Genomic DNA, 17,175 nt, shown 5'->3' on the forward strand with positions numbered 1-17,175 from the left:
GTCGTACGACTTGCATGTATTAGGCACGCCGCCAGCGTTCGTCCTGAGCCAGGATCAAACTCTCCGAAGTACATGGATGTACAAGTGCCGACGTTGAAACAGGACGTTTCGTACTTAGTCGGCCTTCCTTGTTATCCAATAATCAATATTATCAAAGGGTTGTTGCTCATGTATTGTTTCATTCGCTTGGCGTTTTGTTTAGTTTTCAAAGAACGATTTTATTCCAGTCGCTCCCAAAGGCGACTTTATTATTATAACATGTATGAAATCCAAAGTCAAATATATTTAAAAAGTTTTTCAGAAGTTCTTGAAACGACGCTTCTTAATTTATCACGGTATTTTCTAAAAGTCAATCACTTTTTTAGAAGAAGAAATCAATCGCTGCCCACATATAGTAACCGGTCACATATACAACTAGAATGATCAAAATAAGGATAATAAACTTCGCAAGTGAAAAGCCGGATTTTTTTTCTCCCATTATGACAATCCTTTCTATAATAAATGAAATCTTTATCTCATATCTTAGCATAATATAGATTTCTATTATATGAAACGATATGAACAAAAAAAGAACTTATCCTTAAAAAGAAAAAGGACAAGTTCTTTTCGCTTTAATCATTAGGTTAGCCTGCAAGGAATATAAAGTAAAGGATAAAAATCACAAAAAATCCGTACATGACTGGGTGAATCTCTTTCCAGCGGCCTTTTGCTATCATTGTAATCGGATAAAAAATAAATCCGACAGCGATCCCTGTTGCAATACTATAGGAAAGCGGCATAATTATAATCGTTAAAAATGCCGGCACGGCAATTTCAAAACGATCCCAATCTATATTTTTAAGCGATGAAACCATCATTACCCCTACAATAATTAAGGCAGGCGCCGTAACCGCAGATGTAATAACTGAAAGAAGCGGTGAGAAAAAGAGCGCAAGCAAGAAGAGCAATGCCGTTACAACTGATGCAAAGCCAGTTCGAGCACCCGCGCCAACGCCTGAAGCTGACTCGACATAAGAGGTTGTTGTTGATGTTCCTACAATCGCTCCGGCCACTGTAGCTGAAGCATCGGCAAACAACGCTTTTCCCGCTCTAGGCAATTTATTATCTTTTAAAAGCCCTGCCTGATTCGCAACAGCAACAAGCGTACCAGCAGTGTCAAAAAAGTCTACGAATAAAAAGGTTAAAATAACAACAAGCATTTGAAGCGTAAAAATATCACCTAGATGAGAGAACGCAACACCAAATGTTGGTTCCAAGCTTGGTACGCTACCAACAATAGCAGTAGGCCATGGAATCAAGCCAACAAGCATACCAGTAATAGCCGTAACAATCATACCTATAAACACACCGCTTTTTACTCCTAAAACGAGAAGCACCACTGTCACTGCAACACCAAAAATGGCAAGCAGTGTATTTCCGCTCGTTAAATCGCCTAATCCAACGAGAACCGCTTCGTCACTTACGATAATCCCAGCATTTTGAAAGCCAATAAAGGCAATAAAAAGTCCAATCCCCGCTCCAACCGCATATTTTAATTCAGCCGGAATCGCATTAATTGCTTTTTCACGAAGTCCTGTCAGTGTTAAAAGAATAAAAATGATTCCAGAAACAAGAACCCCCGATAAAGCTGTCTCCCAAGGGATGCCCATTGTAAGCACAACTGTAAAAGCAAAAAAGGCATTGAGCCCCATTCCAGGTGCCAACCCGATCGGATATTTTGCAATGATTCCCATGAATAGCGTACCAACTGCAGCAGCTATCGCTGTTGCGGTAAATACAGCACCTTTATCCATTCCCATCCCTTCAGGCAAATCCGGAATAGATTCAAGCGATAAAACAGACGGATTTACGAATAAAATATAAGCCATTGCCAAAAATGTTGTTATACCGCCAATCGTTTCACGCTTATAATTCGTTCCCATCTCATCGAACATGAAATAGCGTTTCATCACTTACCTCCTAAATAATTATAAAAAGCGTCCCAACAATTTGCCGGAAACGCTGAATACAATGAAAGACAAAAGATCAATATCTATACGTTGAACCAAAGAATGTTAAACACAGTTGGTTTTAGTTTGGCAAAGATGCATTCAAGATACTTCGAGACCTTCCGAGCGACTGAAAGCAAAAGCCATGTTGACCGCTCTTCGGTTCTCTTCGTTTAGCTAACCAAACTCAAAAAACTGCTATTAAAATCTTTTGTCCATTTTATATAGATGCTTTTCTTTAGTCTAAAAATCGCAGTCAAGCAATTTACGGCAGCTTGGTAGAAACTTTCAGGCCCTATCCCTGAAATTATACGACGAAAAAGATATATTTTTGTCGACTTTTATTTTAACAGGGGTTATGGGGGGAGTCAATTTTAAATACGAACATTGGATTAATTATTTAAGTTTATATTCGGATATTAATCATGAATGGCGAAAAAAGGCTGCCTATCAAAAGGCAGCTCATAGACAAAAAATATTTTTTCTTTGTTCTATTTCCCGTTGTTTTCTTCTGATACCGTATCGCTTAAAGTATCTTTTTTCTCTTTTTCTTCAAGGTTAGAAGCTATCTTCTTCTGTTTGTTTGACAGCTCTTCCCTTTTCGCTTTAAGCTCTTTTTTCAACGTATTATTCTCCACCTCTTTAAGTGCTTGGTCTAACACGCGGATCGCTTGATCAATGTCACTTGATGAAGCTTGTTTCATCGCAGCTTGATAAATATTGATTTCTTTAAGCATTTTTTCCGCGATATTAACTTTATCTGGAGAAATATAGGCTTTGTTATTCACGACTTCTCGGTAAATTGCTTGTTGTGTCTGGATGTCCTTTTTCTCCACTCCATTTAACTTTTCTTCGGCCCTTTTCGCATAGGAGATCGCTTTCTTTTCGTTAAAAGCTTGGCTAGAGATGTTTCTAGGGACACCATTTGTTGTGCTTAATACTTCAAACGCTTGTTCAGCCTTGTCTCGTTTATCTCCTTTGGCTCCTTTGGAAGCGTTGAATAACTTACGTGCATATTCATCAAGTTTTAGCCTAGCATCATGCTTTCCTTTTGACAAAGATTCGGAGGCAAGCATAACCGCCTTCGTTAATTCACCGTTACTCGCTGCAATTTCGGCTTTTTCCAATAACGGATCCGTTTTCGGCTGTTCTTTCTCCATTTGTTCACTGTCCTGCTCTTCTTCTGATACAGGATCTGAACCCTCTGGATCTTTGTTGTTCGTTATCTCTTCGTCTTTTTGTTCCTTATTGTCTTGCCCTTCTTTTTCGGCTTCTTGACCCTTAGAGTGAACGTTGTCCACCAATTGATCCATCGCTTTTTCTTTTGCTTCTTCGGCCTCTTCTTTCACTTTTGGTGCGTATTCAATTGCGATTTGAGCTTTATTTAAAGCCTCAACGATCCTTTCCACATTTTGTTCATCATCTTCAAGTTGCGCCCCTTCTACTAAAAGCTCTCCTGCACCTTTAAGTTGCTCTTTCTCATCTTCAGTGAGATCAAGTTGTTTTTTAGGGCCTTTTTGGTTTTCATAGTATTTTCCAACGTAATAAACTACTTGCTTCGCGTCATCTGCATCATTCTTACTATCCCCTTCGCCTTCATTACGAGTAATATAGATGTTTATTTCATTTTGCACGAATTCCTTAAACAAGGAATCACGTAACATCCTTTGATAGTAATTTAATCTTGGATCTTCGAAAGAGAGTGACGCAAAAAGCTGCTGCTCTTGAGTATTTAGATTCAGTTCACTATCAATCATTTCAAGAAGAAATTTTTCGACCGTTTTCTTGAATATCTCACCATCAGATTGTGCTTTTTTTCCGTAATACATCACATTATAAAAATCTTCTTCTTTGATGTAATATTCGACTTTCTCCCATGTATCTCCATCAACAATTAAATCAATGACGGTTGGGTCTGGATCAGGCTGCCCAGGTTCTTCAGGAGTATTCGGTTTTTCTGGATCATCCGGTTTTGGATGTTCAGGATCTTTTGGTTCTTCCGGTTTTGGTTCTCCTGGTTCCTTTCCTTCGCCGGGCTTATCCTCATCTTCGGGAAGTCCGTTGTTAGGCGGCAATTCAGGGGTTTCAAGCTGTTGTTCCGGATCCTTAGGTGAAATAATACCGTCTAATAAATCTTCCGGATTTATAGGAAGCTTCGGTTCTTCTTCCGGAAACTCACTGTCCTCCGGGTCGACGCCGAGCTTTTCGATTGGACTTCGAGCTTCTGCTTTTTTTGGATTGAGGACATAGATAATATTGTCCACCGTGTCTTTAATCGAAAAGCCTTTAATTGGCGTTGATTCTTCAGTGTCTAATGCGGCCGTTTCTTCTCTTTTATCATCAATTAATTGATTGTCATCTGTGTCCAACCGGATTTTGTCGGTTTTTACTGTTTTCGCCTCTTCCTTTGGCAGATCTGTCGTCTTCTCGGATTCTTTGTTTTCCACTTTTGTAGCTGTTGGCTCTTTCTGATAAAATTGATAAGCTGAGAGCCCCCCTGCGCCAACGAGAAAAATGCCTAGAGACGTATAAATCAGCATTTTTTTCGGTTCCATTTTACGTTCCACTCCCTCTATTTTACTAATCCTCTAACTTTCATTTCTTTTATACGCTCATTTGCTATCGACACTTCCGAGGAATCTTGATTAAGTTTCACAACTTTTTTTAATAAGACGAGCGCCTTGTCATATTTTTCTTGTTGGATTTGGAACAAACCAAAAACAAAATGGGCATGTCCGCTTTCCGGATAGCTTTGAATCGCCCTTTCATATGTTTTTTCAGCTTTTTCTTTTTGGTCGAGCTTATTTTGGATGATCCCAATGTTTAGCAAAACATCTTCGTTTTGTATGCCAAGATCGATCACTTTGTTGTAGGAAATCAATGCCTGTTGAAAAAGGTTTTTGCTTTTTGGGTTATCCTCCGCCTCATAAAAAAGGCCAAAATCATAGTAAAGCTGTCCAAGTCGGTTTAAGTGATTGACATTTGCTCCGTCTTTTCGAAGCAGCTTATTCATAAGAGAGATGGCTTCCTCGTATGTTTCGATTTTTTCTTTATCACCGCTTTGGTTTGTTTTATTTTGTTGGATATATGCATCAACGAGATTTCGGATATAGCGTTCATTCTCATTTTGGAGGGAGACAGCCTGTTTGTATTCCGCCACCGCTTCAGACTCTTTCCCTTGCAGTTCTGACAGCTCGCCTTTTAAATTATGAATGAATGCGCTCGATTCTGTATCTGTGCCTTCAAGTTCATCAACCAGTCCATTCGCTTTTTCAAATTGATCAAGCCTTCCGTAGCTGACAACAAGATCGCGAATCACATCTTGAGCATAGTCGCTTTTATCTCCTTTTCTCGCCAGCTCATAATATTGCACAGCATTTGAATAATCATTTAATAAAAAATAGGCGCGGCCAATTAAATAATTTGCCTCTTGATCCGATGGTGGAATCTGCTTATTTTCGATGTTTGTTTTTAAATATTGAATCGCCTGTTCATAGTTTCTTCTGCTAATAAAAATGGTTGCCAGCTTGTTATGTAGATCGGCTGTCGACTTCTGGGCAATCGCTTCTCGAATATGCTGCTCAGCTGTTACGTAATCCCGATTTTTAAAAGCTTCAATCCCAAGATCAACTGTTTTCTCCCACTTTTTCTCATTTGCATAAGTGTATGCCCAGCCTGCAAGAAAAAAAAGCAGCACAGCAACAGTAATAAGGGTGAGCATTTTTCTTCTTTTGACAATAAATTGTTTAACCCTTTCGGAAAAACGAGTTTTTGATTCAGGCTGTAACGGACGCCGAGCTGAACCATGATTTTCGGCCTGGCGTTCACCTTCCGCTGTCATTTTCTTTAGTTTTGATTCAGTCGTCTCTTTTTCCTTTTGCTGTCGAATCGTTTCCCTTAGTTCGTCAACAATGATTTTTAATTCTTCTCTTACCGAAAATTGAGTCGACGGGATATACATTGCCCTTTCATAGAGTAAAACGGCTTTATCAATGTCCCCTGTTCTCTCAAATAATTGTGCGGCATTCAGGTAATCTTCTGGAACAAGTTCAATTGAATCTATTTTTCTATCGTCTTCACTTAGAATCAGCTTAATTTCTTCTACAATTGCTTTTTTATCCGGGTAGTGGGAAATGATGTAATGGTATTCACGGATCGCAGCTTCTTTGTTTCCAATCCCTTCAAACAATGAAGCGATGTCAAGCAATTGTTCGACCGGTAATTCCAGTTGGTGAATCGAATCGTTTTTTGCGCCTGATAATCCGTTTTTGCGTTGAAGCACGGCGGATTTTATGTCCGCGGGAAAAAGCGCGAACCATTCGGAAAAAGATGGGCATTCTTCCGGTTTTTCACTTTGCCAAACTTGTTTGAAAAAGGCTTCTCCTGCTTGGCCTAATGTGCGTTCAAGTGCATTCAAAAGGAGGCGGTAACGCTCTGAATCTGCTTGAAGTTCATCCTCAGCAAAGTAACTGATGTCATCTGCCTTATTTTTACGGATCGATTCATCATGCCATGTCGCCATCTCAGCGAGCAGTACGGCGCCTGCAAATCGGTCAGCGTTTTTATTCCAAATGCCTTCTTTTACATAGGCCGCGGCGTAGCCCGGTGAACCAGTCGGCACGATTTCCGGCCTTTCCAAACCGGGAGCGTAAAGCTCTTCAACGTCAACAAGCTCTATATCAGCGAAGTATGTTGAGCGTTTATTTTTTTCGAATAACGGAATGAGCACATTGCTTGATGATAAATCACAATGTGCCAGCTCTGATGCTTCCATTTCTTTTAAAACATAGGCAAAAGTACATGCCAGTTGCAAGGCGTCTTCTTTCGAAAGAGGCTCTTCATCTAAAACGAGATCAGCCCATGTCGGCCCTTCGATCCATGGCATCATTACGGAATATTGTAAATCTCCGTATTTCTTCAGTAACTTCTTATGATCCCCTTCTTCAATGACGGCACGAGAGCATGCGGACAAGCCATACACGGCCGCATATTTGCGAATACGGTTTGAAAGCTCTACTTGATGTTGATTTTTGAAGCGATTTCGGAACACTTTAAGCGCAACGGCTTGCTTTTTTTCTTTTGCCGTTTCCTCGATCAATTGATAAACGATTCCTTGGCGGCCCTCCTGCCCGTAAGGCATTTCAAGCCCTTCTACCGCCGGATGTCTTGAAAAAGAATAAGTTTTATTAAATAAACGTAGCGTATCTCCAACTTCAGGCTGAAAACTCATCTTTCATTAACTCCTGTTATGTTAGCTATAATAGAAACCCAATGAACATAAATAGAGCAAAACTGTATAGCAACATGATAATACGTGCCAAAAACCCATTTTTTCCATAAAAATACGCAGCCAAAAAATAAGACGGTCCAAAAAATAGAAATGCTGCGATTGTAACAATGATTGTAAAATCGTCTTCAACCATGCTTTCAAAAATTCTCTTAATTCCATTGAAGCTTATAACAAATAAAAGCCCGTACAGTAGATTTGGAAGCGCAATGATGATTAAAATAAAGGAAAGTGTTTCCATCTTGTTCTCCTAATAAAGTTGTTCAACTTTGTAATACGGGGCAATCGCTCACGTAACATCTCCTGGAAATCTCGCTTTATCAATGGGTTCAAAAATCAATGTATCAACCTCTTTATCTGTTAAAACTTGATATGTTGGGATGATAAACTTTTCTTCGTTTTTTTTATTGATAATGACTCCTTGCCAAAAAGCTGTTGCGATATGAGAAACATCTAAACCGTATGACATGTCCTCAATTTCATCGTAAGGAATGATCTTATCTTTATATTTAATTCCTTTTTCATTAAACGAAAACAAAATTCTTTTTTTAGGCATAATAGTATGGAATAAAAAGTTTAAAAAAGTTGCAGTGGAAAATATGAGTGCGATAATCAAAAAACCAATCCAAATGCGATAGACAATCCCTTCTGTTTTCGTTAAACCGCTAATGAAATAGGCAACAACCGCCATAGCAATGAGAATGAGTGAACCGATTAATTTTATGAATAGAGACTTTCGATTATAAGTGATATCTATCCAATCCAATCACTTAAGCCCCCTTCGTTTCTTTAGAAATTGAAAACTCGTTCGATTTGCAATGGTTTAATCGTCATTTCCTGTTTTTTTTCATCGTAATCAATCAGCCAATTTTGTTCAGAACCTTGTAAAACTAAATAACTGACAACTTTATCAACAGTATGGCTGCTGTCATAATCCGTGATAAATATGCTGCCAAGCATTCCTTTTGTTGCGGCAAAATCTTTTGCCAGCTGGGCCGCGATATTTTTATCTTTTACATTTGTTTGAAAAAGCTGATGAATGTGCGGCATTTCCTCTTCCCTGCATAATTCAAGGAGGTTTTCAAACTCACGTTCTGGAAGCACGAAACGGAATGAGGCTGATTCAGGATCTTTTTCATCAACGAATGTTTTGTACCATTCTTTCCAATCTTTGACATATCGAATTCGATGAGCGATCCCGCCCTGAACGGAATCATGCAACAACGATTTATTATCCTTAAAATAGATCGCGCGCACAGCTTCTTTTTCATTTTCGATAAGACTAAAGCGTACAACTTTATCAGCGCGAAGCATTAGTTCCAACACTTTGACATAGTCTTCTTTCAGCTCTGCCGTCTCATCGTCGATTACTATGAGAAGATCTTTCGCTAACAGCCCATTCATCGCGGAGTCGAGCCGAATATTAAAAACTTCTTCCGTCTCTTCCTCGTAAATCTCATCCTTTAGTAATTTTGCAGCATCATATTCATCGATTAAAACAAACGATAAGATTAATTCTTCCGCTGAAAGTTGGTGAATCATACTTTGTCCTCCATTAACTGCTTAATTACCCCATGAAAAAACCTTCTTAAAGCCACTGCCTATGCTTTTCTTCACATTATTAAAGGTTTCCCGCGTTTTTTCTGCAACATTTGCTGCGAATCCAGACGTGTATTTTGCAGCCCAACCTCCGACAGCTTCGCCGATTGCAGCACCTACAAAACCTCCAACGACCGTTCCGAATGGACCAGCAAGAGAGCCAATTGCAGCACCAGCCGCTCCTCCGGCAAACGCTCCGGCAGTCTTCATGAAAACCCGGTTTCCCGATTCACCCATTGCTCTTGCATTCGCTACTTCAAGGCGTTCTCCTGTATACCGTTTCTTATTCGCTGCAACCTGTTGTTTATACGTATCCACTTCAGATAAAGTTGTCGCTCCGAGTGTTAGGAACATATTCCCTTTTGCAAACTTTGTTATAAATTTTCCTTTGCTAATAACTAAATCAGTTCCCGTACCTTTGAAAATCTTTTTCTTAACTTGGCCAGGCAAGGTAACCGCTTGTGCTCTCACTACTTTAGCTCCTGCTTTCTTAACGCCTCCAACGCCGCTGTTTTTAATCACTTTGGCTCTTTGGTTGATTCTTTTCATCAGTCGGTTAAAGCTTTGTATTTTGAGCTTTGCCCATTTTGGCCCTATACGCCCTTTCAAAAAGCGTTCGACTTTACGATTGTATTTAAAAAGGTAATGATTGCCTTTCCGTGAACTTGTAATATACAGCAGACCGCTCTTTTGGAAAGCTGCTGCGATACCGATATTCGTTAAAGCGCTCTGCCAAGGCAGGTTAAAATTGTATAGATCCGCTGTTTCAAATGCGTGTGCTTCCCTTTCAAGCATTGTTTGTAAATTGGATAATGAACTCTGTAATTGGTTTAAAGAGCCTTTTGCATAACTGTGCAGCTGTAAAAAATAGTCGTCCTTTAAAACAACGTCAGAGCTTGCCAAAGAGATGACGAGCTTCGACATTTGATGGTTTGTATCGCTTAACGATTTCTCTACATTACTTTTTTCATTATTTAGCTTTTTGGCAAACTGTCGAAGTTTGTCAGGATTTACTAGCATAGTCGCTCACCTCTAAATTACTTATCAACCACTACAACTTTATTTGGAATCATCCTTATTTGATTAGCAAGCTCTTCGAGTAAATTTGCACAGCTTTTTATTTGTGCTTGGGTTTCATGAAAGGCTTGCATAAATGCTTGCTTTTTTTTCGTATCCCATTCCGAATCGACTGATTGCAAGTAGTGGTTGAGCTGCATGTGAATATTTGAAATTTGGTTGCTGTTTGCGCTGATTTCATTTGCAACACTATAAATAAGATACGTATCTACATTTTTAGCGGAGCTCATGTCTATCCTCCTGTAAACTATGAAAGACCAGTCATCGCCCTGACTAGTCTTTCACTTATCCATTTTTCCAGCTAATGAGATTGTTCCATCATCAGGAAATTACTGTGCGTCAACTTGGCGGAAGCGGTTTGCAATTGCACGAAGCTCTTGATCGATGGAATCAAGCAATTGAACATAAGCCTCCATATGGCGGCGGGACTCTTCAAATTGATCAAAGAAACGTTTTTTTGTTTGTCCGTCCCATTTGCCTTCTAAAGATTGCAACGCTTGATAAAGTTGTTGTGTTTGGGCACGGCTGTTTTCAGAGCCATTTCTAAATTGTTGAGCAATTCCTTCCAGTTCTTCAGGGCTTACTAAAATTCTGAGTGACATTTCTTATCTCTCCTTTAAGAGTTGTTAAAAAAGTGTTCAGGCTGTTGAATCTCTTTGCCAGCTTTGCTCTTTTTATCCTTCTTTTTGAACACCATTTTATAAGCAAGTTAAGTTCACTATAGAACAATACTGTCACCGTGTGAATAGAAATTGGCAAGAACCATCCTGAAGCCCTATTTTTTCCAAAAAGAGGCGAAGAAGCCGATTCGATTTTACTATGACTATTCTACTTTTTCTGTTTCGGTTCGCATCATTCGATTTAAAAGGCGGCTGCGGGAGTCTGCATTTTCAAAAGGGAAGGCAATTTTTACTTTCATATGATTCCCTTTTATTACATAACCGTCTCCGGCCGGCAATTCCTTATCGGTCTCTGAATGTGGAAGCCTCATATTAAAGAAATAGAGATCGTTGTTTAACGTGGAACCGAGCAGAAATCCGACATATTTTTTCTTAATGTTTGTAAACCATATTTCGTGCATATGCGCATTCATACTGTTTAGAGAACCAGCTAAAACAAAATGAATATTTTTCGCGCCGGCATTTTGAGTTAATTTTTCCAAATATCCTTTTATATCAAAATCCATACCGATTTGCTGCATAAAGTTTTCCGCGTCATCAATCACAATGACAAGTGGGCGATAATTGCTTTCTTCCCCGTCAAAATCCGTAAAATCGATCGTGATGTCGGATTCGTGCCGTTCCTCTGCCATATGAACAGCTTCTTCCAACAGTGTTTTTGTTTGTGCAAGATTCGTTGCATACCCTTTTACTTGCGGTAATTTTGCTAGATTCATGATTCCTCTGCGTTTTGGTTCGAGTTCAATTAAATAGAGATCAATGTCTTGATACGAATATTGAAATGCCATCGATAGAATAAATGTTTGAAGCAGCGATGTCTTTCCGGATTCGACCCGGCCGGTTATAAAGATATGGTTTGCATCTTCTAATTGAATCGTTTGCGGCGACAATTCATCAACATCGATTCCGTACGGAAGCTCTCTTTCAACACATTGTTCAGAGCATTGTTCCAACAACTGCTCCCATGTGACAAGCTCTGGAAGCATCGCGATTGGCTTTGCTTTCTCACCTTGCCAAACGGCCTGCATTTTTTCCGCCCAGCTTCGAATGAAACGGATTTTTTCCAATTCATTGTTTCCGTCGTAAGGAAGCATGCATTGAAAAATGTGCGGAGGGGTCTGCCCTTTTACAAAGCCTCGCCCTTCTGGAAGGTTGGAAGTCGAAAAGCTTGGTCTTCCCACAGCAAAATAGTAGTCTGTATGGTCGGCAAGTTCAAACGACACAGCAAGCGGAAAATTGTTCCGAAATCTCTCAAACATATCATTCGTTTGGTTAGCTGTCACAATAGCGTAGATGCCGTAGGTCGCCCCTTCACGTAAAATCATTTCCAGCTGCCCATTTTCCGTGTCAAACGTCGATTTAAAACGCTGGTAGCCGTCGATAACAAGAAGAATGGCCGGCAAGTCTGTTCCTGTGATGCTGCGGTAGTTTTTTAATGAACCGACACCTTCATTCGCAAATTGTTCTTTGCGCACTTCTAATTCCTTCAATAAAAATTTGAACAGCCTCATCATTTTCTCGGTTTCTTCCTCGCGAACGACTCCGCCTACGTGGGGGAATTTCGCAAACTCATTCATTTGCCTGCTAAAATCAACGATGTATGTGTTCACATCCTGTGGTTTATGATGGAAAAAGAGCGATAATAACAGCGACTGCAAAAATGTTGTTTTTCCTGATCCAGGCATTCCGTAAACGATGAGATGTCCTTCATTCAAGTCGATTTCCAGCGGGTACTGCGACTGGTTTTCGACGTCATCAACCAAGCCGACTGTCGGATGGAGCCAATGATGATGATCTTCCCACCAAGAGGTGGACCATTTTTCAATTTCAATGAGCTCTGTCAATGGAAGCTGTTCCGGCAGCGGGTCAAGCCACGGGCCCGGCAATGGCGTGATGTTGTTTTTTTCCGCTTCCTTTTTAAAATACTCGATGAGTACTTGAATTTGCTTTTGTTTCGTATCTTTCTCGTCTTTGATTACTTGTTTCTTTTCAGATGAACCGTCCAGATTGATTTCCTCAATTTCAACTTTTTCAATCTGCGTTTCTACCGAAGGGAGATAGTCAGCCCCGCTCCAAGCAGATTGAAAATATTCGAGCACCTCATTATTCCCAACTTGGAAATAGGCTCTTCCAGGAACGTTTATATTTGAAGCGTTCGGAATTTTAATCATCTCACGGCTGTCATTCTCGTCCTGTACGCGGAGACAAATTTTGAACCGGGAGTTGCTCCAAATCTTATCATCGACAACGCCCGCTGGTTTTTGTGTAGCAAGGAGCAAATGGACACCGAGTGTCCGGCCGATTGCCGCGATACTGATTAGTTCATCCATAAATTCTGGCTGGTCTTTTTTCAGTTGGGCAAATTCGTCAATAATGATGAACAGATGGGGCAACGGTTCTTTTTCACGCCAATCTGAGCGGAAATATTCATCAATATGCTGGATGTTTCCTGCTTTGTTAAACAGTTTTTGCCTTCGTTCAAGTTCCGCACGGAGCGATATTTTTGCCCTGCTAATTAAATTCGGATCCTCTAAGTTTGTAATCGTTGCGATAACATGTGGCAGTCCAACGAATGTATTGGACATGCCGCCGCCTTTATAGTCAATAATCATGAATGCCATTTCGTGCGGGTGATACGTTGCCGCGAGAGAAAGGATAATCGACTGAATCACTTCACTTTTACCCGAACCTGTCGTTCCCGCCATTAATCCGTGAGGACCGTGGCCATTTTTTTCGATTTTATCGTGAATGTTTAGGTAGACCGGCTTTTTCCCTTCCCTCACACCAATTGGAACCGGAAGGGTTGTCGGATAACGGTTTTCATTCCATTTGGAAGCAGCATTCAGCTTCTCCACTTTATCAACACCGTACATTTCGAGAAACGTGAGTACTTTAGGAATCACACTGGCAATCGATTGCTTGATTCGTAACGGCGCAATCTGGCGGGCCATTGCTTCTGCATCTTTTAAAGAAAATTGATCGAGTGCCACTTTTTCCGAACCTGTGAACTCCATTTTTTCATCTGTAGCAAATGTTTCATAAAGCTGAGCGGCACCATCCTGCACTTCAATAATTAATTCACATTCCATCGGGAGCGATTCTTTCTTTGCAGCCATAAGAAACGTGCTTGCGCCAACTGAATCCGCATGTTTTAAAAGCAGCGGCAAAAGTGATTCATCTTCAAGAAGCGTTAAATTTGATAAGAAAAAGACATATTGCGGAACATGTGGAAGATCGCTGTCTTTCTCTCCTTCAAGCTTACGGATGTTTAACGTACTATAAAGCGACTCAAACAACTTTTGGGCCATGGCCCTTCCTTCAGCGACAAAGCGCCTTTCCCGATTTTCATCCCACGTATGGGGAAGCCATCTCATCCAGTTCCATTGTTCTTTTTCTTGCTCGGTATAGACAGTTGAAATTTTCACTTCTTCAGGTGAATGATGTGTCACAAGCTGAAGCGTAAGAACACGAGCCAGTTCAAGAATCTCCTGCCTTTCTCCAACTAACCCAACTACCCTTTTTTCTTTGAGCGGAATCGTGACAGGCACATTGGCGAGTGTCCGGTAATCCTGTTCAAGCTTTTGGGCTTCTGAAATAAGCGGATTGACATCATAGCCATCCTGCTGCGGGACGTGAATGTCAATTTTAAACGGCCTCGTCCCAAGCCCAATCCGAAGAGCAAGAAAGTCTTCAGAAGAGACGGTCCGTTCCCAAAGGGAACTGTTTCTTTCGTTTATTCTCCGGACGCAAGCATCGGGATTCGGATCATTTTCATGGAGAAACTTGATCTGTTGTTTTTGTATGTCTTTTATTTCTTCATGGTGCCGTTCAATTTGCTTTAGGTAGTCTTGGTGCAGCTGGGCCACTTCTTGCTTATGTTTCTTTTTCTTGCGGAAATGGAGCACGATTGTGGCAATATATGATCCAAGCATTGGGATGCTCATCGCCATCATAAAAATGGCAAATCTGGCGCTATCAAACACGACTTTTGATACGTAGTACATAATGCCAACCGTTGCAATCGTTAAGAAAATCGGAATGATCATCGTTTCAATCGAAAACTTAGGCTCCATTGGTTCCGACTTCGGCCTGTGAACAATGATTTTTCCGGTTGGGAGCTGTAGTTTTAAACGAGGCGATCGCGTAAAAAATGGTGATTTTCTCATGTTACACTCCTTTTTGAACAACTGTTTTTACTCAATGATTCTCCAGGCGTAGCCAGGCGCTTCATGGTGTTCATATTCCGAACCATTTTCTTCATCGTTGTCCATTTCAAATTGGCTTTCTGTTGGGAGCTCAGAAGCGATACCATCGCTTAACCGCATATACGCACCGTCCCAAATTCCAACCTCTTGGAGGGTTTTATTCTTTTGAAGACAAAACCAATGTTTATTATCAAAGGAGTATTCCAAATCATGAAGGCTATGAGACCACTCATCTTCATTGCCAAGCCATTCATGAATGGCTCCTGCCAACTTCTGTCCCTCTATTTGATTTGGAACGGCAATATCATTTTCGAACCCTTTATGTATAAATGTGACAATGACTTTTTCCAAGTAAATCACTCCGTTACCAGCTAATATCAATGAAAGAAAGGTCATCGCTCGTCGGCATTTCATGGCTTTTTCTCATTAAACGTTGCAAGCGTTCCTTCCCTGGAATGGCAGGGAGTGAATCAATGGAAGCAAACCCATCGGAATAAACGGCGATTCGATTGATCCAATCATCTGTATCTGCAGCGCTAAACCCTTTCAATCCCTTCGAGATGAGCCCCTGTTTCGTAGACCATCTTTCATTTGTATTGAACTCTTTTGTGATTTGAGGTTTTATTTCTTCATCATTTTTCCAGAAGCGGATGCGTATGTCACCAGCCCATGCGAGAAAAATATTCGCTTTGTTTGTAATGTGATTTTCAATGTCGACTCTCCCGCAGACAAACATCGTTTCACTGCCGTTTTTTCTTTTTTCCTCAAGGACATCTTTCAAAAGAGGCGGCAATGAATTTGGCAAACGGTAGTTTGCTATTTTTTCGCTGCCTTCTTCAACCAATCCATTAAGATATCCCGTAAGCTTTAATAGCAAATCCTCTTTCTTTTGCAATTCACCGTTTGAAAGAGACACAAGCCAATCCACCAACTTTCCGGCAAGAAATTCAGCTGCCACATCTCCAAAAAAAGATAAACTGACCCCGTCACAAACGACAAATGAAATGGATTTCACGTCACCCCGAAATGCCAAATAATCTTGTCCATGTTCGTTCATTTGTACCGTTTCGGAAGCTCTTGCGTAGCCATATTTTATAGTAAAAGGGTCTTCATATAATAGTGTGATTGGGGTTTCTTCTTTTTGGTTGCATTTATAAGAAAACATGCCTTCACCTCAAATTTAGCAATCTATGTAAGGAATAAAAGAATTTTAACCACAGTTAATTTGAGTGTGACAAGCAGGCCATGAGACGCTTGAGGCCTTCCCGAGCGACTGAAAGTAAAATCAATGATGACCGCTCTCAAGGCTCTTTCGCTTAGCTATCAAACTCAAAAGACTGCTTACTAAAAATCTTTCTTCCTTTTCTATCATAATCGTAAAGAAGACGAACCCTTACTTAAACGAAATGGAAGTTGCTTACATTATCGAACAGGTGTGGCAGCAGACATTTGAAAGCCGAGAGAAACCAAATCAGCATTTGTGCCCGGAAGCATCATAAGCGCACCTGGCTGAATTTTGTATCCTGTCTCAAGCATCATTTCCCTGTAGCTTTCGGGAAGCGGGCTGGACATCCGCTTTAGCTTCTCACCGTATTCTTCTTCCAAAGGTGAATGCTGCATAATGCCTTGCCACTTTTTTGAATCATTGATTGGCTCGGCTAAAATATCATCCGAAATAAAAATGTTTTCAACGAGGACATTTCCGTCCGGAACGGCAATCTCCATGATTTGTTTTACGATCGGTTCAGGGTCCTCACCTGTAAATACTCCGTCGGTCATATGACAAATTAACGGGGCGGGGCATTTTTCCAGGTTGGGTAGTTCCTGGCGCAATATTTTTTCGGCAGCGGAAAATGCTTTCGCTGTATTTGTCAGCCGCTGTGTCTGAATGTTATCGAGCGGCTTCATTTTAGCCACTTCATCGATGCCTTTCACTCCTCCGAGGACATCAAAGACATGATCACTGTAGGCCAAGATGGATACTTTATAACGCGGACTCAGCCGGCTCCCCTTCGTCGAACGGAAGACCATCTGTCGAATCGCCGCATGTAAGGCTGTCGTCACCACATCGATTCTTCTTTTTTCCGTTCCGCCCGCTTGCATATTCTGATTCATTGACGCGCTAATATCAAGCAAGTAAATAATATATGCAGGCGTCTGTTGAGTCGCTTGCGTAAGATAGTTCAACGCTTTCAACTCCTATTGTTTCATTCTAATGTTATGTGTCAATTATACCAATTTTTGAATAGAAACATAGTTTGTGAACATCATTTTAATCAAAACCACCCGTGTGAACGGGTGGTTTGCTCTACGGCTGAAAGCCTTTGTTACTGGCCAGC

The 17,175-nt window shown here is 40.7% G+C and carries 13 protein-coding genes, 1 rRNA gene and 1 riboswitch; all 14 genes read right to left on the bottom strand.

Translation table 11 applies throughout. From position 1 onward, the window contains the following. Positions 1 to 70, bottom strand: a 16S ribosomal RNA gene (locus DCC39_RS19315); the annotation flags it as partial. Positions 71 to 623: 553 nt separating this feature from the next. Beyond that, positions 624 to 1,949: an NCS2 family permease gene (locus DCC39_RS17265; protein WP_165820922.1), complete on the bottom strand. Its 1,326-nt coding sequence runs from the start codon at positions 1,947 to 1,949 to the stop codon at positions 624 to 626. Between the two features lie 272 nt (positions 1,950 to 2,221). Beyond that, a riboswitch (purine riboswitch) is annotated at positions 2,222 to 2,323 on the bottom strand. 156 nt (positions 2,324 to 2,479) lie between these two features. Continuing rightward, positions 2,480 to 4,543, bottom strand: coding sequence for a hypothetical protein (locus tag DCC39_RS17270; protein ID WP_165820923.1), 2,064 nt, complete (start codon positions 4,541 to 4,543; stop codon positions 2,480 to 2,482). A 17-nt stretch (positions 4,544 to 4,560) separates the two neighbouring features. Beyond that, the gene (locus DCC39_RS17275) at positions 4,561 to 7,218 is read right to left on the bottom strand and encodes a tetratricopeptide repeat protein (RefSeq protein ID WP_116556140.1); all 2,658 of its coding nucleotides are present in this window, start codon (positions 7,216 to 7,218) and stop codon (positions 4,561 to 4,563) included. Positions 7,219 to 7,243: 25 nt separating this feature from the next. Beyond that, a complete protein-coding gene (locus DCC39_RS17280; protein WP_116556141.1) occupies positions 7,244 to 7,516 on the bottom strand; it encodes a hypothetical protein in 273 nt (90 codons plus the stop codon). A gap of 48 nt (positions 7,517 to 7,564) precedes the next feature. Further along, positions 7,565 to 8,041, bottom strand: a complete 477-nt coding sequence (locus DCC39_RS17285; protein WP_116556142.1) for a DUF5381 family protein — start codon at positions 8,039 to 8,041, stop codon at positions 7,565 to 7,567. A gap of 23 nt (positions 8,042 to 8,064) precedes the next feature. Beyond that, complete coding sequence (locus DCC39_RS17290; protein WP_116556143.1) at positions 8,065 to 8,817, bottom strand: hypothetical protein; 753 nt, start codon at positions 8,815 to 8,817, stop codon at positions 8,065 to 8,067. Between the two features lie 21 nt (positions 8,818 to 8,838). Continuing rightward, a complete protein-coding gene (locus DCC39_RS17295) occupies positions 8,839 to 9,894 on the bottom strand; it encodes a hypothetical protein (RefSeq protein ID WP_116556144.1) in 1,056 nt (351 codons plus the stop codon). A 17-nt stretch (positions 9,895 to 9,911) separates the two neighbouring features. After that, entirely contained in the window at positions 9,912 to 10,181 is a 270-nt protein-coding gene (locus tag DCC39_RS17300) for a WXG100 family type VII secretion target (RefSeq protein WP_116556145.1), read from the bottom strand. Between the two features lie 99 nt (positions 10,182 to 10,280). Then, entirely contained in the window at positions 10,281 to 10,553 is a 273-nt protein-coding gene (locus tag DCC39_RS17305; RefSeq protein ID WP_116556146.1) for a WXG100 family type VII secretion target, read from the bottom strand. 221 nt (positions 10,554 to 10,774) lie between these two features. Then, on the bottom strand, positions 10,775 to 14,797 hold the full coding sequence (essC, locus tag DCC39_RS17310; protein WP_116556147.1) for a type VII secretion protein EssC: 4,023 nt from the start codon (positions 14,795 to 14,797) through the stop codon (positions 10,775 to 10,777). 27 nt (positions 14,798 to 14,824) lie between these two features. After that, a complete protein-coding gene (locus DCC39_RS17315) occupies positions 14,825 to 15,250 on the bottom strand; it encodes a hypothetical protein (protein ID WP_133243505.1) in 426 nt (141 codons plus the stop codon). Beyond that, on the bottom strand, positions 15,201 to 16,001 hold the full coding sequence (locus tag DCC39_RS17320; RefSeq protein WP_116556149.1) for a hypothetical protein: 801 nt from the start codon (positions 15,999 to 16,001) through the stop codon (positions 15,201 to 15,203). The genes DCC39_RS17315 and DCC39_RS17320 overlap by 50 nt, the downstream gene beginning before the upstream one ends. 257 nt (positions 16,002 to 16,258) lie before the next feature. Further along, positions 16,259 to 17,023, bottom strand: a complete 765-nt coding sequence (locus tag DCC39_RS17325) for a vWA domain-containing protein (RefSeq protein WP_116556150.1) — start codon at positions 17,021 to 17,023, stop codon at positions 16,259 to 16,261. Positions 17,024 to 17,175: the final 152 nt, after the last annotated feature.

The sequence above is a fragment of the Pueribacillus theae genome (assembly GCF_003097615.1).
GTDB classification, from domain to species: Bacteria; Bacillota; Bacilli; order Bacillales; family UBA6769; genus Pueribacillus; species Pueribacillus theae.